This is a genomic window from Micromonospora sp. ATCC 39149 (assembly GCF_000158815.1).
In the GTDB taxonomy this organism is placed as follows: Bacteria; Actinomycetota; Actinomycetes; order Mycobacteriales; family Micromonosporaceae; genus Micromonospora.
Map to the genome: position 1 here is coordinate 4792231 of NZ_GG657738.1, position 21888 is coordinate 4814118.

A 21888-nucleotide genomic window follows, 5' to 3' on the forward strand; every position below is an offset into this window, starting at 1 on the left:
GGGCGGGCGATGTTCGCCTCCAACTGGGCGACGCTGCTCGCGCCGATGATCAGGCTGGTCATCCGCGGGTCGCGCAGCGCCCAGGCGAGCGCGAGCTGGGCCAGGGACTGGCCGCGCCGCTCGGCGACCGCGCCGAGCGCCCGGATCGTGGCCATTTTCTTCTCGTCGAGGTCGCTCTCGTTGAGGAAGACGCTGGTGCGCACCCGGGAATCCTCGGGAATGCCGCCCAGGTAGCGGTCGGTGAGCAGCCCCTGGGCCAGCGGGCTGTACGCGATGCAGCCCGCCCCCACCCGCTCCAGCGTGCCCAGCAGGCCGTCGCGCTCGGTCCAGCGGTTCAACATCGAGTACGACGGCTGGTTGATCAGCAATGGCGTGCCGAGGTCGCGCAGGATCGCGGCGGCCCGCTCGGTCTGCGCGGAGTTGTAGTTGGAGACGCCGACGTAGAGGGCCTTGCCGGAGCGCACGATCGCGTCCAGCGCGCCCATCGTCTCCTCCAGCGGGGTGTCCGGGTCGAACCGGTGCGAGTAGAAGACGTCGACGTACTCCAGCCCCATCCGGCGCAGCGACTGGTCCAACGAGGAGACCAGGCACTTGCGGGAGCCCCACTCGCCGTACGGGCCGGGCCACATGAGGTACCCGGCCTTGCTGGAGATCACCAACTCGTCCCGGTACGGCTTCAGGTCCCCGGCGAGCAGCCGGCCGAAGTTCTCCTCCGCCGACCCCGGGGGCGGGCCGTAGTTGTTCGCCAGGTCGAAGTGGGTGACGCCGAGGTCGAAGGCGCGCCGGACGATGTCGCGCTGCCGCTCGAACGGGCGGTCCGGCCCGAAGTTGTGCCACAGCCCGAGCGAGACGGCGGGCAGCCGCAGCCCGCTGCGCCCGCTGCGCCGGTAGGTCATCGTCTGGTAGCGCTGGTCAGCGGCGAGGTACGTCACGCCACCGACCCTATCTCCGCCCCCCGGTGGCCCGAGACTCGCGTCCGTACGACGGGTCGTCGGCGCGGCCCCCGACCACCGGGCGCGGGCCGTCAGACGGCGATGCAGACGAGCGGGGAGGTCGTGGCGGGGCCGGTCCCGATCAGCCCGAAGGTGGTGCTGGCCCCCGGGGCGAGCTGTCCGTTCCAGTCGGCGTTGCCGATGGTGACCAGGTTGTCGATGGTCGAGGAGACCGTGGCGTTCCAGATGTCGCGCACGCCCTGCCCCTCGGCGAGCGTCCAGCGCACCGCCCAGCGCTGCACCGGCGTGGTGCCGATGCTGCGTACCGTCACCTCGGCGTGGAAGGCGCCGGGCCACGGGCTGACCAGCTTCCACGTCGCCGAGCAGCGGGTCGAGGACGTCGGCGTGGGGCTCGGCGAGTCGGTGGGGTGGGGCACGGTCGAGGTCGTCGTCGGGGTCGGGTGCGGGGACGTCGGCGTCGGCGTCGGCGTCGGGTACGGGGCCGGCATCGTGGCCGGCCTCGGGATCGGTGCCCCGGCCGCCGCTGCCGCTGCTGCCCCCGCCGCTGCCGCCCCCGCCGGGGGGCTCGCGCCGGCGCGGGCGAGGCTCTGCGCCCCGTGCCCGCCGGGGCCGGCCGCCGACGCGGCCGGGGTGAGCACCGGTGCCACGGGCGCGAGCAGCAACAGCCCGCCGGCCAGGAGCAGGCAGGCGGCGCGGGATCTGGGACGGGGACGGTTCACGGTGGCCTCCGGGGACGGGATTCGGTGGATGGCAGCCCTCCAACCATTGATGTGCGCCTATCTGTTTGTCAATCGGCGGTTCGTTCCGCCGGCCGCGCCCACCGCTCGACCGCGTTAGCAGGGGACCCTTCCTCTACCGAAAGAGTTAACAAGGTGCCCTTCCTCTTCAAAGGGTGAAGCGCGCTAGCGTTGGTCGGGTGACTGAGCCCAACCAGGTTCTCCCGGTCCCGCCCGCCGACCTGCCCGCCACCCTCGGCGCGCTGCGGGCCGCCGGGCACCACTACCGCACGGTCAAGCAGGAACTCCGCGACAACCTCCTCACCCGGCTGCGCGCGGGCGGGGACCGCTTCCCCGGCATCGTCGGGTACGACGACACGGTGCTGCCCGAGGTCGAGCGGGCGCTGCTCGCCGGCCACGACATGGTGCTGCTCGGCGAGCGCGGCCAGGGCAAGACCCGACTGATCCGCTCCCTGGTGGTGCTGCTCGACGAGTGGACCCCGGTCATCGCCGGGTCGGTGCTCAACGAACACCCGATGCACCCGCTCACCCCCGCGTCCCGCGCCCTGGTCGCCGAGGCCGGGGACGACCTCCCGGTCGCCTGGCTGCACCGCAGCATGCGGTATGGCGAGAAGCTGGCCACCCCCGACACCAGCGTCGGCGACCTGATCGGCGACGTCGACCCGATCCGGATCGCCCAGGGGCGCACCCTCGGCGACCCGGAGACGATCCACTTCGGGCTGGTGCCGCGCACCAACCGGGGCATCTTTGCCGTCAACGAGCTGCCCGACCTGGCCGAACGCATCCAGGTGGCGCTGCTCAACGTGCTGGAGGAGCGCGACATCCAGGTCCGCGGCTACCAGCTTCGGCTGCCGCTGGACCTGCTGCTGGTGGCCAGCGCCAACCCGGAGGACTACACCAACCGGGGCCGGATCATCACCCCGCTCAAGGACCGGTTCGGCGCGGAGATCCACACCCACTACCCGCTCGGCCTGGAGCTGGAGCTGGCCCTCATCCGGCAGGAGGCCGACCTGGTCGCCGAGGTGCCGGAGCACGTGCTGGAGGTGCTGGCCCGGTTCGCCCGCGTGGTGCGCGACTCCCCGTCGGTCGACCAGCGCTCCGGCGTCTCGGCCCGCTTCGCGATCGCCGCCGCCGAAACCGTCGCCGCCGCCGCGCTGCGCCGTTCCGGCCTGCTCGCGGCCGGCTCCGCCGACGGGGTACGCCCCGAGGCGCCCGTCGCCCGGGTCGGCGACGCGGTGTCGGTGACCTCCACCCTGCGCGGCAAGGTCGAGTTCGAGAGCGGCGAGGACGGGCGGGAGGTCGAGATCCTCGCCCACCTGCTGCGTACCGCGACCGCCGAGACGTTCCGGGCCCGGCTCGCCGGGCTGGACCTGTCCGGTTTCACCGCGCTGGTGGACGACGGCCGGGTCGTGGAGACCGGCGAGATGGTCTCCTCGGCCGAGTTGCTGCGGCAGGTCGGCACCGTCCCCGGGCTGGCCAAGGCGCTCGACCGGATCGGGCTGGGCGACGCGCCGACGCCAGAGCAGCGGCGACTGTGTTCGAGTTCGTGCTGGAGGGGCTGCTACTTGACCCGCCGGCTGGGCAAGGACGTCACCGACGCCGGGCGCACCGTCTACGGCGGCCGGGGCTGAGGTGGCCGGCAACCGGTTCCGGTACGGCCAGTGGCGCGGTGGCCCCGACCCGCTCGCTCCGCCGTACGACGTGCGGGCGGCCGTCGACTCCGTCGGCGCCGAGGTGCTGGCCGGCGGCAACCTCCGTGAGGCGCTGCGCAATCTGCTGCGGCGCGGCCCGCAGGGGCGAAACGGCCTGGACGACCTCGCCGCCCGGGCCCGCCGGCTGCGCCGCGACGCGCTGCGCCGGGGCGACCTGGACGGCGCGGTGACCCGGGCCCGGGCGCTGCTCGACCAGGCCCTCGCGGCCGAACGGGACGCGCTGCGCGGGCGCGACGACGAGGCGGCCCGTTTCGCCGAGGCGGTGCTGGACGACCTGCCCCGCTCCACCGCCCGCGCGGTGCGGGAGCTGGAGGGCTACGAGTGGGCCAGCGACGAGGCCCGGCAGGCGTACCGGCGGATCCTCGACGGGCTGCGCGGCGACGTGCTGGAGCAGCGCTTCGCCGGGCTGCGCGACGCGGCGCGGGCCGCCGCCGACCCGGAGGTCCAGCGGCAGCTCGCGGAGATGATGCGCGACCTCAACGACCTGCTGGCCCGGCACGCCCGCTCGGAGGACACCACCGACGCGTTCGCCGAGTTCATGCGCCGCCACGGCGGGTTCTTCCCGGAGCGGCCGAGGAACGTCGACGAGCTGGTCGACGTGTTGGCCCGGCGGGCGGCGGCCGGGGAGCGGCTGATGCGGTCGCTGTCGGAGCGGCAGCGCGAGGAACTGGCGGGGCTGATGCGCCAGTCCCTCGGCGACCGGCTGGCCGGTGAGCTGTCGGCGCTGGACGCGAACCTGCGGGCGCTGCGTCCCGACCTGCACCGGGGCGGGGGCGAGCGGGTCCGTGGCGAACAGCCGCTGGGCTACGGCGAGGCGGCCCGTGCGCTCGGCGAGATCGCCGAGTTGGACGAGCTGCTCGACGCCCTGGACCAGGACCATGCCGGTGCCACCTTGGACGACGTGGACGTCGACGCGGTGGCCCGGACGCTGGGCCGCGACGCCGCCGACGACGTGCGCCGGCTGCGGGAGCTGGAGCGGGAGCTGCGCCGGCAGGGCTGGGTGACCCGGGACGCCGACGGGCTGACGTTGAGCCCCAAGGCGCTGCGCCGGCTCGCCGGCACCGCGCTGCGCCAGGTCTTCGCCGACCTGACCGCCGGGCCGCGCGGCCAGCACGACCTGCGTTCCGCGGGCGCGGCCGGCGAGGTCAGCGGGGCGTCGCGGCAGTGGCAGTACGGCGACGAGCAGCCGATCGACGTGGTGCGTACCCTCCACCGGGCGGTCCGCCGGGCCGGGCCCTCGGTGCCGGTCCAGCTCGCCGTCGAGGACTTCGAGGTGGCGGAGACCGAGCGCCGGGCGTCGGCGGCGGTGGCGCTGTGCGTGGACCTGTCGTACTCGATGATCTCGCAGGGGCGGTGGGGGCCGATGAAGCAGACCGCGCTGGCCCTGTCCCACCTGATGGCGACCCGGTTCCCGCAGGACGCGCTCCAGATCATCGGGTTCGGCCGGCAGGCCGCGCCGCTGACCCAGGCGGAGCTGGCGGCCGTGGAGCCGGACCTGGAACAGGGCACCAACCTCCAGCACGCGTTGCGGCTGGCGGGGCGGCACCTGCGCCGGCACCCGGGCGCGGAGCCGGTGGTCCTCGTGGTCACCGACGGCGAACCCACCGCCCACCTGGACCCGGACGACGGCGAGGCGTACTTCCACTGGCCGCCGCTGCCGGAGACGATCGAGGCGACGATCCGGGAGGTGGACCGGCTGACCCGGGCCGGCGCCATGCTCAACCTGTTCATGCTGGGCGACGATCCCGGCCTGCGCCGTTTCGTCGACGCGGTGGCCCGGCGCTGCCGGGGCCGGATGTTCACCCCCGACCTCGACGACCTCGGCGAGTACGTGGTCAGCGACTACCTGCGCGCCCGCCGGGGCCGCCGCTGACGTCGGGCCACGGGCCGGGCCGGCTCCAGGGCGGTCCGGCCCCGTCCGGGTGAACCGGTCGCGGTCGTGCTGCCCGGCCGGCCCGGCACCGGGGTTGACTGGAGGCCATGGACAGCGCGGGTTTGCGGCGGGCGTACGAGGAGGTGCTCGCCGAGGTGACCGCCGGCGGGTTCGAGCCGCCCGGCGACGGTGAGCTGAGCGCCGAGCAGATCGTGGCGCACCTGGTGGCCAACGACGAGCTGATGAGCGAGGCCACCGAGGCGGTGCTCGCCGGTTCGCCGTTCGCGTACTACGACCTGGACGCCGTCCACCGGCCGCAGCTCGACGCCCTGATCGCCGAGTGCGCCGGTTCGGCCGGGGGCACCGGGGCGGTCGCGGGCCGGGGGGCGGCGGTGCTGGGCGGGCTGGCCTGCCGGCTGCGGGTCACCAGCCAGCGGCTCTGCGCGCTGGTGGATCGGCTGGGGCCGGCGGCGCAGACGCCGGTGCAGACCAGGCTGCACGAGGCCGTCGACCTGCGGGTCGACGAGACACTGCCCTGGGCTCGCACCCTCGACCTGCACGCCCGCGTCCACCTGCCGAAGCACCTGGCCCAGCTCCGGGCCCTGCGGCCGCAGTTCCATCCCCACCGTGGCTGAACGAGATGGGCTAGGCGCGGGCCCGGAAGGCCCGGCGGTACGCCGACGGGGAGACGCCGACCCGCCCGTGCAGGCGTTGGCGCAGCGCGGTGGCGGTGCCGAAGCCGGACCGGCGGGCCACCTGTTCGACGCTCAGGTCCGTCGTCTCCAGCAGCAGCCGGGCGTGGTCGGTTCGTTGCTGCAAGAGCCACTGGGCCGGGCTGAGGCCGGTCTCGGAGCGGAAGTGCCGGGTGAAGGTGCGCACACTCATCCGGGCGTGCGCGGCCAGGTCGCGTAGGGCGACCGGTTCGTGCAGCCGCTGCCGGGCCCACTCCCGGGTGGCGGCGGTGCCGTTCTCCGGGTTCCGGGGGACCGGGCGCTCGATGTACTGGGCCTGCCCGCCGTCGCGCCAGGGCGGCACCACGCAGCGCCGGGCCGCCCGGTTCGCCACGTCGCTGCCGTGGTCGGTGCGCACGACGTGCAGGCAGAGGTCGATCCCGGCGGCGACCCCGGCGGAGGTGAGCACGTCGCCGGAGTCGATGAAGAGCACCTCCGGGTCCAGCTCGATCCCGGGGTGCAGCCGGCGGAACAGGCCCGCGTACGCCCAGTGGGTGGTGGCCTTGCGCCTGTCGAGCAGGCCGGCGGCGGCGAGCACGAACGCGCCCGTGCAGATCGACATGATCCGGGTGCCCCGGCTGTGGGCGTCGCGCAGGGCCTCCGCCACGGCCGGCTCCACCGTGCCGTCGGTCATCGGCCCGCCGCCTTGCACCCCGGGCACGATCACCGTGTCGGCCGCGGCGACCAACTCCAGCCCGTGGTTGGGCAGCACCTGGAAGCCGGCGGTGCTGCGGACCGGGCGACCGCCCGCCGTGCAGGTGTCCACCGCGTACAGGGGCTCGCCATCGGAGGTGCGGGCGGCGGCACCGAAGACCTGGGCGGGGGTGCCGAGGTCGAGGCCGACCACCCGGTCCACGGCGAGCACCGCGACCCGGTGCGGGACGATCGCCATGGCCCGATTATTGCGCACCATGGCATTCCGGCCACTCGTCGCGGGACGGCGCGGCCCCGAGACTCGGACCGTGACCCGAATCCTTCGTTTCCACCCGGCCTGGGCGGTGGCCGCCGTCGCCTTCGTCGCGCTGGTCGGCGCCGCCGGCTTCCGCGCCACCCCGTCGGTGCTGCTGCACCCGCTGCACGCGGAGTTCGGCTGGCCGCTGGCCACCATCTCCGCCGCCGTCTCGGTCAACCTGCTGCTCTACGGGCTCACCGCCCCCTTCGCCGCCGCCCTGATGGACCGTTTCGGCATCCGCCGGGTGGTGGCCGCCGCCCTGGTGCTGGTGGCGCTCGGCAGCGGGCTGACGGTCTTCATGACCGCGAGCTGGCAGCTCGTCCTCTGCTGGGGCGTCCTGGTCGGGCTGGGCACCGGGTCGATGGCGCTGGCCTTCGTGGCGACCATCACCGGGCGCTGGTTCGTCCAGCGGCGGGGGCTGGTGACCGGGGTGCTGACCGCCGGCGGGGCCGCCGGCCAGCTCGTCTTCCTCCCGCTGGTCGCCGTCGTGGTCCGCGACCACGGCTGGCGCACGGCGGCGCTCGTCGTCGCCGGGGCCGCGCTGGCGGTCGTACCCCTGGTGGGATGGCTGCTGCGCGAGTACCCGGCGGACCTCGGGGTGCCCGCCTACGGCGCGGCGGAGGTGGTTTCGCCCGCGCCGCCGGCCGGCGGGGCCGGTGCCCGGGCGGTCTCCGTGCTGGCCAACGCCGCGCGGACCCGGCCGTTCTGGCTGCTCGCCGGCGGGTTCGCGATCTGCGGCGCGACCACCAACGGGCTGGTCGGCACCCACTTCGTTCCGGCGGCGCACGACCACGGCATGGCCGAGACCACCGCCGCCGGGCTGCTCGCCCTGGTCGGCCTGTTCGACATCGTCGGCACGATCGCCTCCGGCTGGCTCACCGACCGGGTCGACCCCCGGCTGCTGCTCGGGGCGTACTACGCGCTGCGCGGCGCGTCGCTGCTGGTGCTGCCCGGCCTCTTCGCGGGCACCGCCGAGCCGAGCATGCTGGTCTTCGTCGTCTTCTACGGCCTGGACTGGGTGGCCACCGTGCCGCCGACGGTGGCGCTGTGCCGGGAGTGGTTCGGCGGGGCCGGCGCGGTGGTGTTCGGCTGGGTCTTCGCCGCCCACCAGCTCGGCGCGGCGTTCGCCGCGACCGGGGCGGGCCTGGTCCGGGACCGGCTCGGCGACTACGCCGTCGCCTGGTACGCCGCCGGGGCGTTGTCGATCGGCGCTGCCGGGCTGTCCCTGCTGATACGCCGGCGGGGGCCGGCTCAGTCGACGACTTCGACGTCCTTCCAGAACGCCACCCGGTCGCGGACCATCTCGGCCTCCGGCTTCGGCTCCGGGTAGTACCAGACCGCGTCGGCGCTGGTTCGCCCGTCATGCTCCAATGTGTAGTACGACGCGGTGCCCTTCCACGGGCAGTAGGTGTGCGTGGCGGACTCGCGGATCACGTCGTCGCGCAGGGCGGAACGCGGGAAGTAGTGGTTGCCCTCGACCACCACCGTGTCGTGGCTGTCGGCGATCACCAGGTCGTTCCAGACGGCTTTCGGCATGCGCTCCACGGTAGCTCGGGCGGACCTCCTGACGTGGGGAAGGCCACCGTGGACGTCCCACCGGATCGATCATTCCCGCGTACAGTGATCTCATGTGTGCTATCCGTGTGGATCATGGAGTTGACCACGACGGAGCGGTGGATCTGCTGCGGCGGTCGTACGCCGCGGTGCCCGCCGGCGAGACCGTGCGCCTGGCCAAGCGCACTTCGAACCTGTTCCGCCCGAGGTCGGCACCGAGCGCCCCCGGCCTGGACGTCAGCGGCCTCGGTGGGGTGATCGGCGTCGACCCGACCGCCCGCACGGTCGACGTGCAGGGCATGTGCACGTACGAGCGGCTGGTCGAGGCGACCCTGACGCACGGGCTGATGCCGCTGGTGGTGCCGCAGCTGCGCACGATCACCCTGGGCGGCGCGGTCACCGGGCTCGGCATCGAGTCCACCTCGTTCCGGCACGGCCTGCCGCACGAGTCCGTCCTGGAGATGGACATCCTCACCGGCGCGGGCGAGATCGTCACCGTGCGGCCCGACGGGGCGCACGCCGACCTCTTCGCAGCCTTCCCCAACTCGCTGGGCAGCCTCGGCTACGCCACCCGGCTGCGCATCGAGCTGGCGCCGGTGTGCCGGTACGTGGCCCTGCGCAACGTCCGCTTCACCGACCTGGGCGCGCTGACCGACGCGATCGCCGAGGTGACCGCGACCCGGTCCTTCGCCGGTGAGCCGGTGGACGCAATGGACGGAGTGATGTTCAGCCCCGGCGAGGCGTATCTGGTGCTGGCGACCTTCACCGACGACGCGCCGCAGGTCAGCGACTACACCGGCCAGGACATCTACTACCGCTCGCTGCGCCGACGCACCCGCGACTGGCTGACCACCCACGACTACCTGTGGCGGTGGGACACCGACTGGTTCTGGTGCTCGGCGGCCTTCGGGGCGCAGCACCCGGTCGTGCGGCGGCTCTGGCCGGCCCGGTTGCGGCGCAGCGACGTCTACCACCGGCTGGTCCGGCTGGAGCACCGGCACCAGGTGGTGGCCCGGATCGACCGGCTGCGCGGCCAGCCGGCCCGCGAGCGGGTGGTGCAGGACGTGGAGATTCCCCTGGAGGGCACCGCCGACTTCCTGCGCTGGTTCGCCCGAGAGGTGCGGATGTCCCCCGTCTGGCTCTGCCCGCTGCGGCTGCGCGAGCCGACCGGCCCCGGGTCGGCGCGGGCCTGGCCGCTGTATCCGCTCCAGCCCGGCCAGAACTACGTCAATATCGGCTTCTGGGGAACCGTGCCGATCAGCGAGGGCGCCGCCGACGGCGACGTCAACCGGCTGATCGAGCGCGCGGTGTCCGACGCGGGCGGCCACAAGTCGCTCTACTCGGACGCGTACTACGACCGCGAGGCGTTCGACCGGCTCTACGGCGGAGACACCTGGCGCGCGGTGAAGGACCGTTACGACCCGGACCACCGGCTCACCGGACTTTACGAGAAGGCGGTAGCGCGAAAATGAGCCTGATTGACCGAGAACAGGGGGCGGCCGATGTGCCGTCCGTCCCGCCGGCCGGGGGCCGACGCCCGACCCCGACCGTGGCCGACGTGGTCCGTGCCGTCACGGCCGGGGCCCTGCCGGTCCGGATCACCGGGTACGACGGCAGCGCCGTCGGCCCGGCCGACGCCGGGATCACCCTCGACGTCCGCTCCGAGCGGGGCCTGTCGTACCTGCTGACCGCGCCGGGGGACCTGGGCATGGCGCGGGCGTACGTCAGCGGCGACCTGGCACTGGGCGGTGTGCACCCGGGCGACCCGTACGAGGCGTTGCGTCTGCTCAAGGACGAGTTGAGGCTCCGCCCGCCGTCGCTGGCCGAGGGGCTGGCCCTGGTGCGCGGGCTGGGCCGGGAGCGGCTGATGCCGCCGCCGCCTCCGCCGCAGGAGGCCGCGCCGCGCTGGAAGCGGGTGGTGAACGGGCTGCGCCACTCCCGTATTCGGGACAGCACCGCGATCTCCCACCACTACGACGTCTCGAACGCCTTCTACGAGTTGGTGCTCGGGCCGTCGATGACGTACACGTGCGCGGTGTTCCGCAGCCCGGACGACACGTTGGAGCAGGCCCAGGCCGCGAAGTACGACCTGGTCGCCGGGAAGCTCGCGCTGAAGCCGGGGATGCGGCTGCTCGACGTCGGCTGCGGCTGGGGCGGCATGGTCCGGCACGCGGCCCGCGAGTACGGGGTGAAGGCGCTCGGCGTGACCCTGTCCCGGGCGCAGGCGCAGTGGGCGCAGGCGGCCATCGAGCGGGAGGGGTTGTCCGAGCTGGCCGAGGTGCGGCACCTGGACTACCGGGACGCCCCGCGCGAGCAGTTCGACGTGGTCTCCTCGATCGGCCTGACCGAGCACATCGGGGTGCGCAACTACCCGGCGTACTTCCGAGCGCTGGGCGGGCGGCTGCGCCCCGGGGGGCGGCTGCTCAACCATTGCATCACCCGGGCCGACAACCGGGCGCCGCACCGCTCGGGCGCGTTCATCGACCGGTACGTCTTCCCAGACGGCGAGCTGGCCGGCCCCGGGCGGCTGATCAGCGAGATCCACGACGCCGGGTTGGAGGTGCACCACGAGGAGAACCTGCGCCAGCACTACGCGCTGACCCTTGCCGGCTGGTGCCGCAACCTGGTGGCGCACTGGGACGAGTGCGTGGCCGAGGTCGGCCAGGGCACCGCCCGGGTGTGGGGGCTGTACATGGCGGGGTCGCGGCTGGCGTTCGAGCGCAACGAGATCCAGTTGCACCAGGTGCTGGCGACCCGCAACGGCCCGCGCGGGGTGAACGGGTACCCGCTGCGACCCGACTGGTCGGCCTGATCGCCGGCGGTGGAGGGGCGCCCGCCCCTCCACCGCCGGCGGTGCACGGATCTTGGGCAGTCGCTGTTCGCTCCGGGGGGAACTGTCCAGGAACCGAGCGATCCCGGCCCTGTTCGACGAAACGGTATGTGCAGACGGGCGCGCGGGTGGGTACTCGGGGGCGATGTTCTTCATATTCGGGCTCCGCACCAAGGTGGACCGGTCGGGCGTGGCGCAGCGGGTGTGCCGCAACTGCGGCAACCATGCCGCCCAGGTGATCAGCCGGCGGTCCACGAAGTTCACCCTCTTCTTCGTTCCACTGATCCCGATCCGCACCAGTTACGTCCAGCAATGCACCTTCTGCGGTGCCCAGTACGACATCTCCCGGGCCGAGGCCGATCGCCTCTTGGTCGGCTGATCCGTCGATGGCCCGTTTCCTCTGCTGGCTGATCGGCCGGCCCGTTCCCGTGGCCCCCGTGCCCACCGCCTCCCGCCCGCCCTGCACCCCGGGCCGCCGAACCCGTCGCCGGGCCCGCCGCCCGCTGCCCGGCACCACCCTGCCCCGCTCGCCCTGGAACCGCTCCGCCGACCGCTGACCTCCAGCCCGGCCTGCCGCCTGACGAGGGGACGTCCCGGCCGCATCGTCACGATTGACGCACAGGACGCGTGCACCTGGCTGGCGGCGGACCGGTACGCAGAAGCCGGCCTTCACCGGCGGCGGGGCACGAGAATGGCAAATGTCGCACTCGCCGCAGGATTCGGATGGTACGAATGTCGGTAATCGGATGACTGCGCGGCGGGTTGGTGCGGCCGGGGGATCAGGCAAGATGAGGCGGTGACGTTTCCGCCCGCCTGGCTCAAGAGTTCGTCGCCGCCGCTCACGGAACTCCTACTGACGCTCGGTCAGGAGCCGGACCTGGGCACCCGGCGCTTCCAGATCAGGAATTTCCTGATGGAGGACGACGAGCGGCGGCACCGGACCGACGGCTATGTGGCCGACGCAAAGGACCGCGTGATCGCGTCCGACCCCGACACGGCCTTCCAGCAGTTGATGTCGCACCACGAACAGTATCTTCACGAGCGACTCCGCAGCGGCGTCCGCACGGAGGTCTTCAGCTCCCAAGGGGCGACCTGCCCGGACACCTTCTCGGGGTACTTCGACGACGGCGACGAATTGGTTCGGGATGTGGCGTGGCTGGGGCGGCTCGAACGGCTCGCCCCCATTTCGATCAACAGCGGAGAGTCGCGCCAGGTGGTGCGCTCCATCCTCGACCGCTGGGCCCGGGCGCAACGCGAGGGGATTGCCGACCCCGACGCCGAGGTGGACGCCAACCAGTTGCTGCTGAGCTGGCAGCAGCGGCTCGACAACCGGCCGGTGGCCGCGTTCGTCTGGGACGACGTGGCCGACGTGCTCGCGTGGTCGCGGCCGGGCTGGGAGGACGAGTTGCGGGACAGGCTCGGTCTGGAGCACCTGGATCCGACGGCGCTGAGCCCGAGTGCCGGGGTGGACGTGGCGGTCTTCCGTTACCCGGTGCGACTTGTGCCGACGGACGACGCAGCACGCCCACTGCTGCGACGGCCGACGGTGTTCGACGACACCCCGCGCGACGCGTTCTGCACCCCTCCGCCGGTCGGTGCCGGATTCTGCGTGAACCTGCGGATCGACGAACGACTGTGCCGCGAGGTGATGCATCCCGCCGTCACCTTCAAGGCCGAGCACCTCTGGGGCCTCGGCACGATCCGTGCCGGCGTGTCGGTGCCGCTGGACGAACTGCGCGGGTTCCACCTGCTCAAGCTGGCCTATCGGTGCCAGGCGGACTTCTGTGACCGGTTCGAGCAGACCGACGGGGACCTGCTGTGATTGATGCCGCCCGGGACGTCTTCGGGGAGCGGCTGCCGATCTGGTTCCGTTTTCTCGCGGACCAGCCGCTCGACGCGCTGGAGGCGTTGTTCGCCCGCTCCTACCACCACGGTCCGCTGCACACCGTGGAGCCGGACCACCTGCTGCTGGAATGGGCGACGACGATCAGGGACGCCGGCTTCCACCGGGCACTCGACGAGACGATCGCCGGCTGGCTGACCCGGCGGTGGCGACCGGATGGTGGCGCGCAGCCGGGAGTCGACGTGGTCTGGCAGCGCGCGCTGCGAACGATCGCCAACCTCGACCCGGTCCCCCGGGAGAGCGTCCAGGTGCTCCGTGGCCACTGGGACGACGCCCTGCGTCGGCTCGGCCCCGATGACCCGCAACGCCGCCCACGACCCGCTCGGCTGGTACTGGGCCGCCGTCTCCCGCGTCCAGCCCGACGACGCGCTTGTCGAGCACTGGTTCCGGCTGTGCAACGTGACCCCCGGAACGCCGGTCTTCCACGCCCACTGGGGGCTGCTGGCCCTGCGTCGGCTGGACGGCCCGGCCCCGCACGTGGCGGCGATGACCATGGCGGGGCTGCGGCGGTTCCTGCTGGCGGTCGACGCGATGGTGGCCGACCGGCGGCTGCACCAGACGGAGGGGCGCGCGCTGGCGCGCACCGAGTGCCACGCGGTGCTGCGGGCGTATCCGGCGCGGGCCCTGTGGCGCGAGCACTGGGGCGACGGGTCCGACCTTCCCGTCGAGCCGCGCAGGTGGCTGCGGGGCGTCGTCCGGGACCTGGACGGCGGTTCCTCGCGGTCGAAGTCCACGGGCCTCAAGTGGGACCGGCGCACCCGCGGGTGGGCGGGCCGGGCCACGCAGTTGGCCGAGCAGTTCGGCACCGACCGGGCCGCCGCCCTCGCCGGCATGAAGGCGCTCCTCGACGAGCAGCGCGAGTACGCGCGGCTGTCCGGCCATCCGTACCACCTCGTCCTGTCGCTCTGCCGGTTCAGCAAGCTGCTCGTCGAGGCCGGCACCCGCCTGAGCCTGGCCGCCAACTGGGCCGAGGAGGCGCGGCGGATCGATCCGGTGAGCGCCTGGACGTGGACGGCGGCCATGCGCGGCTGGTCCGCCCTCGGCCGGCGGGAGGAGAGCGTGGTGCTCGGCTACGACGCCCTCGACCGCTTTCCCGACAACGTGGTGGTGCGCAACAGCCTGGCGGAGGCGTTGAAGGCGGCCGGTCGATTCACCGAGGCGGAGGAGGTGTACCGGGAGTCGTTGGTGCGTTTCCCGGACAACGTGGTGGTGCATGGTGGGTTGGCGGACGTGTTGAAGGCGGCCGGTCGGTTCGGTGAGGCGGAGGAGGTGTACCGGGAATGTGTGGTGCGCTTTCCTGACAATGCGGTGGTGCATGGTGGGTTGGCGGACGTGTTGCGGGCGGCCGGTCGGATCAGAGAGGCGGAGGAGGTGTACCGGGAGTCGTTGGTGCGTTTCCCAAACAACGTGGTGGTGCGTAGCGGTTTGGCGGACATGTTGAAGGTGGCCGGTCGGTTCGGTGCGGCGGAGAAGGTGTACCGGGATTGCCTGGCGCGCTTTCCTGACAATGCGGTGGCGCATGGTGGGTTGGCGGACGTGTTGCGGGCGGCCGGTCGGTTCGGTGAGGCGGAGGAGGTGTACCGGGAATGTGTGGTGCGCTTTCCGGACAATGCGGTGGTGCGTGGCGGTTTGGCGGAGGTGTTGAAGGCGGCCGGTCGAATCGGTGAGGCGGAGGAGGTGTACCGGCAGGCGTTGGTGCGGTTTCCGGACAATGCGATGTTGCGCAGCGGCCTGACGGAGGTGCTCAAGCTCGCCGAGCGCGCGAGAGCCACCAGGCCGCCAGAAGCGCCCGACACGCAGGAGGGGACGGACGTACCGGCCGATCTCTATGTGCGGCTGCCCGGCACCGCCGCTGGCGCCGACGGGCAGCCGGCCGGGCCGGGGGAGGCCGCGGCCGAAGCGCCCGGCGCGGCGCAGCCGGACGCCGAACCCGCGCCGGTGCCGGAGGCTCTGGACGAGTCGCCGCTGCCGCCGCCCCCCGACGTGTCGCTGCGCTCGCAGGTTCGGCGGGCACTCGCCAGGACCAACGAGGGCCAGCGCGAACAACTGGAGGCGCTGCTCGCCGTCGTGGATCGGCTCCTGCTGACGGACAACGGCGACGCCGAGGCCTGGTACGCGAAACTGGAGATGCTGCTGGCGCTCGGCAGCACGGCCGAGGTGCAGCAGACGTTCGACGCCCTGCCGCCCTATCTGGCGCTTCGCCCCGAGTTCGTCGCGATGCAAGGCCGCCTGGCGTTGCTGGAACTGACCCAGGAGGAAGGCACGCCGTTCGGGGCCCAGGTGGTCGACTCGGTCGTGCGGCCCTGGGAGGCGGCCAGCCGCTCGATCCCGGAGCTGCGGCACGTGCCCGCCGTGCAGCGGCTGCGAGCTAGCGCCGTGGTGGTGGACGGCGCGCCCCTGGCGCAGTTCCGGCACGAGGTGACCCGGGAGATGCGGGATCTGGTCGCCATGTCGAGATCCCAGCCCGCCCCCACAGGGTCGCCGGCTGCCGCGTTGACGTCCTGGTGGCTGTCGACCGTGCACACCGTCCTCGTCGGGCCGGAGCCGACGGGAGTCGGCGACGAAGAGCTGATCAAGAACGCGCGTGACCACTCCGAGGTGCTGGACCGCCTGGACGACGAGCTGCTCAGCGCCAGTCGTTACCTGCTCACGATGCGGTGAGGTCGAAGCGCTCGGCGGTCGCCCCGCCGCAGTCGATGCCGAGGCGGCGAAGCCGGTCCGACTCCGCCTCCCGGCCCTGCCCGGCGAGCCGCTCGGCGAGTTCGTCGAGCGAGTCCGGTACGCCGATCTCCACGGCGTACCGGAGCCACCGTTCCGCCTCCTCCGGCGTCGGCGCCCGTCTGATCGTCTCGCGCACCGCGTAGCGGTCGCCCCGGCGGGCGAGGTTGGCCAGCCAGTCCCGGCTCTCGTCGGCGCGGCCCGCGAGGTCGAACCGTCTGACCAACTCCCGCAGGGCCTGCGGGTCCCCGGCCTCCGCCGCCCGGCCGAGCCACCGTTCCGCCTCGCCGGGTGAGGCCTCGGCCAGCAGCCGCATCGCCTCCGGGTTGTCCTGTTCGGCTGCCTGCCGGAGCAGGACGGCCACCTCCTCGTGCCGGCCGGCGCGCTTCCACCGGTCGGTGAGCCTGATGAGCGCCCCGTCGCGCCCCCGGTCGATGGCGGTACGGAGCAGGGCGTCGGCCTCCGGGTGGCGGCCGGCGCGGTCGAGGCGCGACACCAGCCGTTCGAGGGCGGGTCCCGATCCCGCCTGCGCCCCGTCCCGCAGGCAGCGTTCGGCCTCGTCGCCCCGGCCCGCCTCGTCGAGCAGGCGGGCGAGCCAGGTGCCGTACTCCTCGTGCTGCACCGTCACCAACGGCCGGCACTCCTCGATGGCGCTCGCGAGCTGACCGGCCGCCGCCAGCCGGCGCACGAGCAGGGGCCGCGCCCCGCGTACGCCGTTGCGGGCCGCCGCGCGGAGCCGCCGGGTGCCCTCGTCCTCGCCCGTGGTCGCGGCACCGGAGTCGTCGACGAGCCGGACGAGGTGGGCGAGGGCGAGCAGGTCACCGGCTGCGGCGCCGGCCTCCAGCAGGCTACGGACCTCCGCCGCAGCGCAGGGATCAGAGGCCAGGTGCTCCACGAGACGCAGCCGGGCCTCGGGGTCGCCGGTGGGCAGGGCCCGACGCCACACGTCCACGATTTCGTCGCCGCGTCCCGTCCGTTCGAGAAGGGCCGCGAGTTCCCGCCAGGCCGGTGGGTCGCCCAGCTCGGCGGCCCTGCGCCAGCTCTGCTCGGCCTCGTCGGACGCGCCCTGCCGGTCGTACCATTCCGCCAGCATCCGGGTGCCCACCGCGTCGTCCCGGGCAGCGCACTCGCGCAACAGGCGCCCCGCGGCCTGCGGGTCTCCCGACCGCTCCAGCAACGTGGCGAGCAGGCGGGCGGCGGGGAGGTGGCCCCGGTTGGCGGCGGACGAGGCGAACCGGACGGCGTACCGGTGGAGCCCGCGGGCGGTGGCCGCCCGCGCCAGCCGCAGCGTGTCGTCGACACCCGCCTCGTGCGCCGCGAGCGCCTCCCACACCGCGGGCGGCACCAGCGTTCCCCGCCGCCGGGCTCGCACGTGCTGCTCCAGGACGCCGTGCGGGAGGTACCGGCGGCTGCCCACGCCGCCCTGGCTCAGCAGCGGGGCGACACCGTGGACCTCCCGGGTGGCGTTTTGTCAACGCCTCGGTGAGGCCCTCCGGCGTCGCGTTGGGATGCCCGGCGGCGGTGAGGTGGGCATCCGTTTTTTCGCGCCTTCAGCTCCTCGGCGAGCGGCTCGCTGTGGCCCAGCCGCCGCGCCTCGACGGCGGAGTCGATCACGGCCCGCGTCAGCCAACCGGCGTGACCTTCCGGGTCGTCGTACCGGTCGAGGAGCGTCTGTGCCCCCGTGAGCGTCTGCACCAGCTTCCCGTCTGGGCCGGTTCGACTCTCGGCGAACGCCAGGCGCGGATCGTGGTGGTCCGTACGCGCGCCACTCCTGGCGCTGCGCGCCGGTGAAGTGCTCCGGCACCGACACGTGCACCGCGGCCTTCAGCAGGAGCTGCAACTGGCGCGTGCCGGCTTGGCCCGGGTCGGCGAGCTGCCGCAGGCGGTCGCTGCGCAGGGTGGCGACGACGACCACCGGGGCGGGGCCGGAGCGGCCCAGCAGCCGACGCATCTCCAGGGGGACCTCCTCGGCGGCGTCGAGCAGGTCGCCCGCGTCGTCCAGCCAGATCACGGTCCCACGCTGGGGGGCCGGTCGCCGGACAGCGTCGAGCAACTCCGCCGTGCTCAGCGGGCGCAGTACGGGCCAGTCGGGCAGGACTTCGCGTACGGCCTCCAGCGCGGCCCGGGTCTTTCCGGTCGCCGGGCCGCCGTGCAGCACCACCAGCGTGCTGGACGATGGCGGAAGGATCTGCGTGAGCTGGGTGTCGTGGCGACGGCGTACGTATGGCGTCAGCGCCGGCAGCGGGCCGCCGTGACCCGGTTCTTCGGGCACCGACACGCGGTGCACACCCAGAGCCATCGGGTCCCACTCGCCGATGCCCGCGTGCGGTGGGTCGGCGTCGTCCTTCGCGGGGGCGACCAGCGTGGGCCACCAGCGGTCGATCGCGTCCAACGCCGCGGCGACGTCCAGGGCGGTCTCGGCGACATGCGTGGTCAGCGCGGAGCGCAGCGCCTCCCGGCCATGCAGGAACTTGGTGCACGCCCGCACCCAGTTGAGCGTGTGCCCACGGGCGGACGGAGCGTCGATGACCCGGGACCTGATCTCCGTGGGCATGGTCATGACCATCGCCCGCCGCGCGGCGGCGTCGTTGATCTCGTCGACCGCGAGGAGCGCCTCGACGATCGCGGACAGGGCGTCCGCCGGCTCCTGATCTGCCTCGGACATGTCGCTCACGATCCACTACGGTAAGGGACCCGCGTGGGGTCAGCTCGACTCGCGCCGGTGCGGCCCGTGCCGTTGCCGCCGGCAGGTTGACTGTCCCGGTTGGAGGTCGGATCATCGGTCGTCCAGGGCGAGGGAGGCAGACGTGGGGCGGTCCGCGGTCGTGTTTGTCCACGGTGTGCTGTCCTCAGGGGACACGTGGCGTGGCATGCATGACCTGCTCCACGCCGACGCGGAGGTGACGGCGGCCTTCGAGGTGTTCAACTTCTCGTACGCCAGCCCGCCCGTCGTCCTCAACCCGGCGCGTCGGATACCCGACATCGACACGCTGGCTGGGGAATTCGGCACGTTTCTCCAGACTCGGGTCGCCGACTACGACAGCGTCGTCCTGGTCTCCCACAGCCAGGGTGGGCTCATCGTGCAGAGGCACCTCGCCTGGATGCTCGGTGAGGGCCGGGGCGCAGAACTGGCGCGGATCAGGCGGGTGGTGATGTTCGCCTGCCCCAACTCCGGCAGCGAGTTCGCCCTGTCGCTGCGACGCACCCTGCTGTGGGGGCAGCTACGCCATCCGCAGGAGCGGCAGCTTCGCCCGATGACCGCGTCCGTCGTGGCGGCGCAGCGAACCGTGCTGAACCGGATCGTGCACGCGCGGGAGGTCACCGCCACCAGCTGCCCCATCCGGTTCGCCGTCTACGCCGGCTCCAGCGACAACATCGTCCCCCCGGAATCGGCGATGGCGCTCTTTCCCCACGTCGGGGTACTGCCAGGTGGCCACTCCGAGGTGATCCGGGCGGACTCGCCCACCCATCCGGCCTACCTCGCGTTGAAGCGGGAGCTGATGGAGACGGCGAAAGTGGGGGCCGGGACGGCCGGCGCGGCGGCCGGGGAACTGACGGGTGCCCGCCCGGGCGTTTCACCCCCACGGCAGCCGGCCGCCGGGGCCCGGGAGATCCCCGCCGAGCGGCGACGCCGGATTCTCGAAGCCCTGCTCGCCGTCGACGAGGTCAACGACAGCCAGCTCCGGCAGCAACTCGTGCTGATGTTGCCGCCGCACGTGCGGGGCGCCGTGCGGGACGGCGTCAACGCCAGGAGCCACCTGCTGGCGATCCTGCGGGCCTGCGAGCGGTTTGGCGGATTCGGCCGGGAGGCCCTGGTGGAGGCCCTGCTGCTCGTGCTGCCGGCCGAGAGCCCCGATGTCGTGGACGCCCTTGCCGTGATCGAGGAGGTCTGGCCCGCCGACGACCCGCCGGACGCTTCGCCGACGGGCCGCGCCTGAGCCGAGCCGGCGACGCGCTCGCCGCCGTCGAGGTGGCCGTGCTGGTCCGTCCCGGCGCGGACCGCCTATCGTGGCGTGTCGTGACGAGCACCGCGCGGAGACTGGCCGAGATCCGGGGCGGCGTGCCACCGCGCCGGCACAACGCCCGGACGATCGCCGCGCTGACCGGCAACCCCGGCTGCGAGCGCCGGGCCGTGCTGGACAGCGCGGGGGTGGACAAGCCGGGGCTGGCCGAGCGGGTCGGTTTCCCGGCCCGGTTCGGGCAGTCCCGTTTCGCGATCACCCGGGGCAACGCCTTCGAGGCGCAGGTCAAGGCCGACGGCGGGGCCGAGTTGCTGCGGCTGGTCGCCGTGCGGCTCGGTGTGGACCCGGGCGGCCCGGCGATCTGGACGGATCTCGGCGTCGACGACCGCCCCGGGCGCAACCGACGCGCCCGACTGGCCGACCGATCCGGCGCGCCCGACCGATCCGGCGCGCCCGACCGATCCGGCGCGCCCGGCCGGGCCGGCCAGCCCGGCCGGGCCGCGCGGTCCCGCGCCGCGCTCGCCGCCGCCGCGCCGACCGGCGCGGCCGAACCGGCCGCCCTGTTCGACCACCCGCTGCTCGGCCTGGACGTCGCCGGTCAGCGGGTGCACCTGGAGCCGGACCTGGTCGCGGCCCGGCTCGCCGGCCGGTTCCACGTCGTGGAGATCAAGTCGTTCCCGGTGATCGACGGGCAGGCCGACCCGGGCAAGGTGGCCGCCGCCGCGATCCAGTCCGCCGTCTACGTGCTCGCGCTGCGGGAGCTGCTCGCCGCCGAGGGGCACGACGAGGAACTGGTCTCCCCGGACGTGGTGCTGGTCTGCCCCCGCGACTTCGCCAACCAGCCTCTCGCCAGCCTGGTCGACGTACGCAAGCAGCTACTGGTGCTGCGCCGCCAGCTCGACCGGATGGCCCGCATCGACGACCTGCTGGCCCGGGTGCCGGCCGGCTTCACCGCCGACCCGGCGGCCGACCCCGCGCGGCTACGCCGGTCGCTGTCGTCGGTGCCGGCCCGCTACGCGCCCGAGTGCCTGGCGGCCTGCGAGCTGGCGTACTTCTGCCGGCACGAGACCCGCGCCGAGACGGCGGCGCTGGGCCGGCCGGTGCGTGAGGCGCTCGGTGGGGTGGCGACGGTGGCCGAGGTCCTCGCGCTGGCCGGCGGGTCCGACCCCGGCACGCCCGAGCAGGCGGAGGCGGCCGCGCTGCTGCGGGCCGCGGCCCGGCTGCGCGCCGACGCCCTGGCCGGTCAGCCCGCATGAGTACGCTGCGCGCGCTCGCGAAGGCCCAGGCGCTCGCGGCTGGGGTGGCCCAGCCGGTGGCCACCGTCCGGCACCTGCACCTGTCGACCCGGCCGCTGGTGCTGGTGCCGCTGACCATGGCCGGGGAGGCGAACGCACCCCTCGCCGCGCTGGTCGGAGACGCCCCCGACGCGGTCCGGCTGCTGCTCGTGCCGCAGCCGCGCAACCGGGACCAGCGCTTCGCGTTCGCCGCTGAGCTGGCCGGGATCGTGCTGCCCTACCTGGACTCGTTCCGGGGCGACACGGAGGCGGTCGCGGTCGACCGGGGCCGGGACGTGCGGCACCGGTACGTCGACGCGCCGCAGCTCGTCGTGCCGAACCCGGCCGGGATCACGTTCCTGCGACTGTTCGGCCGCTCGACCCGGTTCCGCCGGCCCGACGGCGAGTACCCGGTGCACCCGTCGGTGCCGCTGCTCGGGCGCTGGCTGACGTTCTTCGCCGAACGGGCCGAGCACGCCGGCTCGTCGGCGCTGGTGGCACTGACCGATGCGCTGACCCTGCACTGGGCCACCGGGCAGAGCGCGGTGGAGGACCTGCATCTGCCGGCGGTGCTCGGCTGGATCGATCCCCCGCCGGGGCTCACCGGGGCACGGGCGGCGGCCCGCGCCGAGGACCCGGCGCTCTGCCCGCCCGCCGGTCCGGCCACCGATCCCGAGTTCGACAACCGG

At 73.7% G+C, this 21888-nt stretch carries 18 protein-coding genes and 1 pseudogene; 13 read left to right on the forward strand and 6 right to left on the reverse strand.

Features of this window, described 5'->3' with window-relative positions:
• Both MCAG_RS20910 and MCAG_RS31195 read right to left on the reverse strand, forming a co-directional pair.
• The coding region (locus tag MCAG_RS20910; protein ID WP_083802326.1) for an aldo/keto reductase at positions 1-932 on the reverse strand (932 nt) is incomplete at its 3' end.
• A 92-nt stretch (positions 933-1024) separates the two neighbouring features.
• Positions 1025-1672 carry a cellulose binding domain-containing protein gene (locus MCAG_RS31195; protein WP_083802327.1) on the reverse strand — a complete coding sequence of 216 codons (648 nt, stop codon included), beginning with the start codon at positions 1670-1672 and terminating at the stop codon, positions 1025-1027.
• Between the two features lie 197 nt (positions 1673-1869).
• On the opposite strand from MCAG_RS31195, the gene MCAG_RS20925 reads away from it, so the two are divergent.
• The 3 genes from MCAG_RS20925 to MCAG_RS20935 all read left to right on the forward strand — a co-directional run bounded on the left by MCAG_RS20925 (position 1870) and on the right by MCAG_RS20935 (position 5910).
• On the forward strand, positions 1870-3321 hold the full coding sequence (locus MCAG_RS20925) for a sigma 54-interacting transcriptional regulator (RefSeq protein ID WP_007074978.1): 1452 nt from the start codon (positions 1870-1872) through the stop codon (positions 3319-3321).
• Between the two features lies 1 nt (position 3322).
• Entirely contained in the window at positions 3323-5275 is a 1953-nt protein-coding gene (locus MCAG_RS20930) for a VWA domain-containing protein (protein ID WP_007074979.1), read from the forward strand.
• 107 nt (positions 5276-5382) lie between these two features.
• Positions 5383-5910, forward strand: a complete 528-nt coding sequence (locus tag MCAG_RS20935) for a hypothetical protein (RefSeq protein WP_007074980.1) — start codon at positions 5383-5385, stop codon at positions 5908-5910.
• 10 nt (positions 5911-5920) lie between these two features.
• On the opposite strand, the gene MCAG_RS20940 is transcribed toward MCAG_RS20935, so the two are convergent.
• Positions 5921-6898 (reverse strand): GlxA family transcriptional regulator, encoded by a 978-nt coding sequence (locus tag MCAG_RS20940; RefSeq protein WP_232290238.1) that lies wholly within the window; start codon positions 6896-6898, stop codon positions 5921-5923.
• Positions 6899-6968: 70 nt separating this feature from the next.
• On the opposite strand from MCAG_RS20940, the gene MCAG_RS20945 reads away from it, so the two are divergent.
• Positions 6969-8288 (forward strand): MFS transporter, encoded by a 1320-nt coding sequence (locus MCAG_RS20945; protein ID WP_232290239.1) that lies wholly within the window; start codon positions 6969-6971, stop codon positions 8286-8288.
• Here the strand turns inward: MCAG_RS20945 and MCAG_RS20950 are convergent.
• Positions 8210-8494, reverse strand: a complete 285-nt coding sequence (locus MCAG_RS20950; protein ID WP_036377706.1) for a DUF427 domain-containing protein — start codon at positions 8492-8494, stop codon at positions 8210-8212. The genes MCAG_RS20945 and MCAG_RS20950 overlap by 79 nt on opposite strands.
• Before the next feature lie 92 nt (positions 8495-8586).
• On the opposite strand from MCAG_RS20950, the gene MCAG_RS20955 reads away from it, so the two are divergent.
• The 6 genes from MCAG_RS20955 to MCAG_RS20975 all read left to right on the forward strand — a co-directional run bounded on the left by MCAG_RS20955 (position 8587) and on the right by MCAG_RS20975 (position 15906).
• Positions 8587-9984 (forward strand): FAD-binding oxidoreductase, encoded by a 1398-nt coding sequence (locus MCAG_RS20955; RefSeq protein WP_036374517.1) that lies wholly within the window; start codon positions 8587-8589, stop codon positions 9982-9984.
• Entirely contained in the window at positions 9981-11324 is a 1344-nt protein-coding gene (locus MCAG_RS20960) for a class I SAM-dependent methyltransferase (protein WP_036374520.1), read from the forward strand. The genes MCAG_RS20955 and MCAG_RS20960 overlap by 4 nt, the downstream gene beginning before the upstream one ends.
• A 163-nt stretch (positions 11325-11487) precedes the next feature.
• Positions 11488-11721 carry a zinc-ribbon domain-containing protein gene (locus MCAG_RS20965; protein WP_036374523.1) on the forward strand — a complete coding sequence of 78 codons (234 nt, stop codon included), beginning with the start codon at positions 11488-11490 and terminating at the stop codon, positions 11719-11721.
• 7 nt (positions 11722-11728) lie between these two features.
• Positions 11729-11899 (forward strand): hypothetical protein, encoded by a 171-nt coding sequence (locus tag MCAG_RS32765; RefSeq protein ID WP_157548163.1) that lies wholly within the window; start codon positions 11729-11731, stop codon positions 11897-11899.
• A gap of 239 nt (positions 11900-12138) precedes the next feature.
• Positions 12139-13164 carry a hypothetical protein gene (locus tag MCAG_RS20970; RefSeq protein WP_007074985.1) on the forward strand — a complete coding sequence of 342 codons (1026 nt, stop codon included), beginning with the start codon at positions 12139-12141 and terminating at the stop codon, positions 13162-13164.
• Between the two features lie 336 nt (positions 13165-13500).
• Positions 13501-15906 (forward strand): tetratricopeptide repeat protein, encoded by a 2406-nt coding sequence (locus MCAG_RS20975; RefSeq protein ID WP_198141602.1) that lies wholly within the window; start codon positions 13501-13503, stop codon positions 15904-15906.
• Here MCAG_RS20975 and MCAG_RS20980 read toward each other — a convergent pair.
• Entirely contained in the window at positions 15893-17380 is a 1488-nt protein-coding gene (locus MCAG_RS20980) for a sel1 repeat family protein (protein WP_007074987.1), read from the reverse strand. The two genes, MCAG_RS20975 and MCAG_RS20980, sit on opposite strands and share 14 nt — an antisense overlap.
• A 54-nt stretch (positions 17381-17434) precedes the next feature.
• A complete protein-coding gene (locus tag MCAG_RS20985; protein WP_036374530.1) occupies positions 17435-18628 on the reverse strand; it encodes a hypothetical protein in 1194 nt (397 codons plus the stop codon).
• Here MCAG_RS20985 and MCAG_RS29820 point away from each other — a divergent pair.
• From MCAG_RS29820 to MCAG_RS21000, 3 genes and pseudogenes are all read left to right on the forward strand, one after another.
• Positions 18627-19901 carry an alpha/beta fold hydrolase gene (locus tag MCAG_RS29820; RefSeq protein WP_369751331.1) on the forward strand — a complete coding sequence of 425 codons (1275 nt, stop codon included), beginning with the start codon at positions 18627-18629 and terminating at the stop codon, positions 19899-19901. The genes MCAG_RS20985 and MCAG_RS29820 overlap by 2 nt on opposite strands.
• 80 nt (positions 19902-19981) lie before the next feature.
• Positions 19982-21181: a hypothetical protein gene (locus tag MCAG_RS20995; protein WP_007074990.1), complete on the forward strand. Its 1200-nt coding sequence runs from the start codon at positions 19982-19984 to the stop codon at positions 21179-21181.
• Positions 21178-21888, forward strand: a pseudogene (locus tag MCAG_RS21000) (hypothetical protein); the annotation flags it as partial. The gene MCAG_RS20995 and the pseudogene MCAG_RS21000, both read left to right, overlap by 4 nt.

Coding starts and splice junctions, on each gene's coding strand:
- MCAG_RS32765 (WP_157548163.1), top strand. CDS start 11,729: ATGGCCCGTTTCCTCTGCTGGCTGATCGGCCGGCCCGTTCCCGTGGCC.
- MCAG_RS20940 (WP_232290238.1), bottom strand. CDS start 6,898: ATGGCGATCGTCCCGCACCGGGTCGCGGTGCTCGCCGTGGACCGGGTG.
- MCAG_RS29820 (WP_369751331.1), top strand. CDS start 18,627: ATGTCGCTCACGATCCACTACGGTAAGGGACCCGCGTGGGGTCAGCTC.
- MCAG_RS20955 (WP_036374517.1), top strand. CDS start 8,587: ATGTGTGCTATCCGTGTGGATCATGGAGTTGACCACGACGGAGCGGTG.
- MCAG_RS20935 (WP_007074980.1), top strand. CDS start 5,383: ATGGACAGCGCGGGTTTGCGGCGGGCGTACGAGGAGGTGCTCGCCGAG.
- MCAG_RS20965 (WP_036374523.1), top strand. CDS start 11,488: ATGTTCTTCATATTCGGGCTCCGCACCAAGGTGGACCGGTCGGGCGTG.
- MCAG_RS20950 (WP_036377706.1), bottom strand. CDS start 8,494: ATGCCGAAAGCCGTCTGGAACGACCTGGTGATCGCCGACAGCCACGAC.
- MCAG_RS20960 (WP_036374520.1), top strand. CDS start 9,981: ATGAGCCTGATTGACCGAGAACAGGGGGCGGCCGATGTGCCGTCCGTC.
- MCAG_RS20985 (WP_036374530.1), bottom strand. CDS start 18,628: ATGTCCGAGGCAGATCAGGAGCCGGCGGACGCCCTGTCCGCGATCGTC.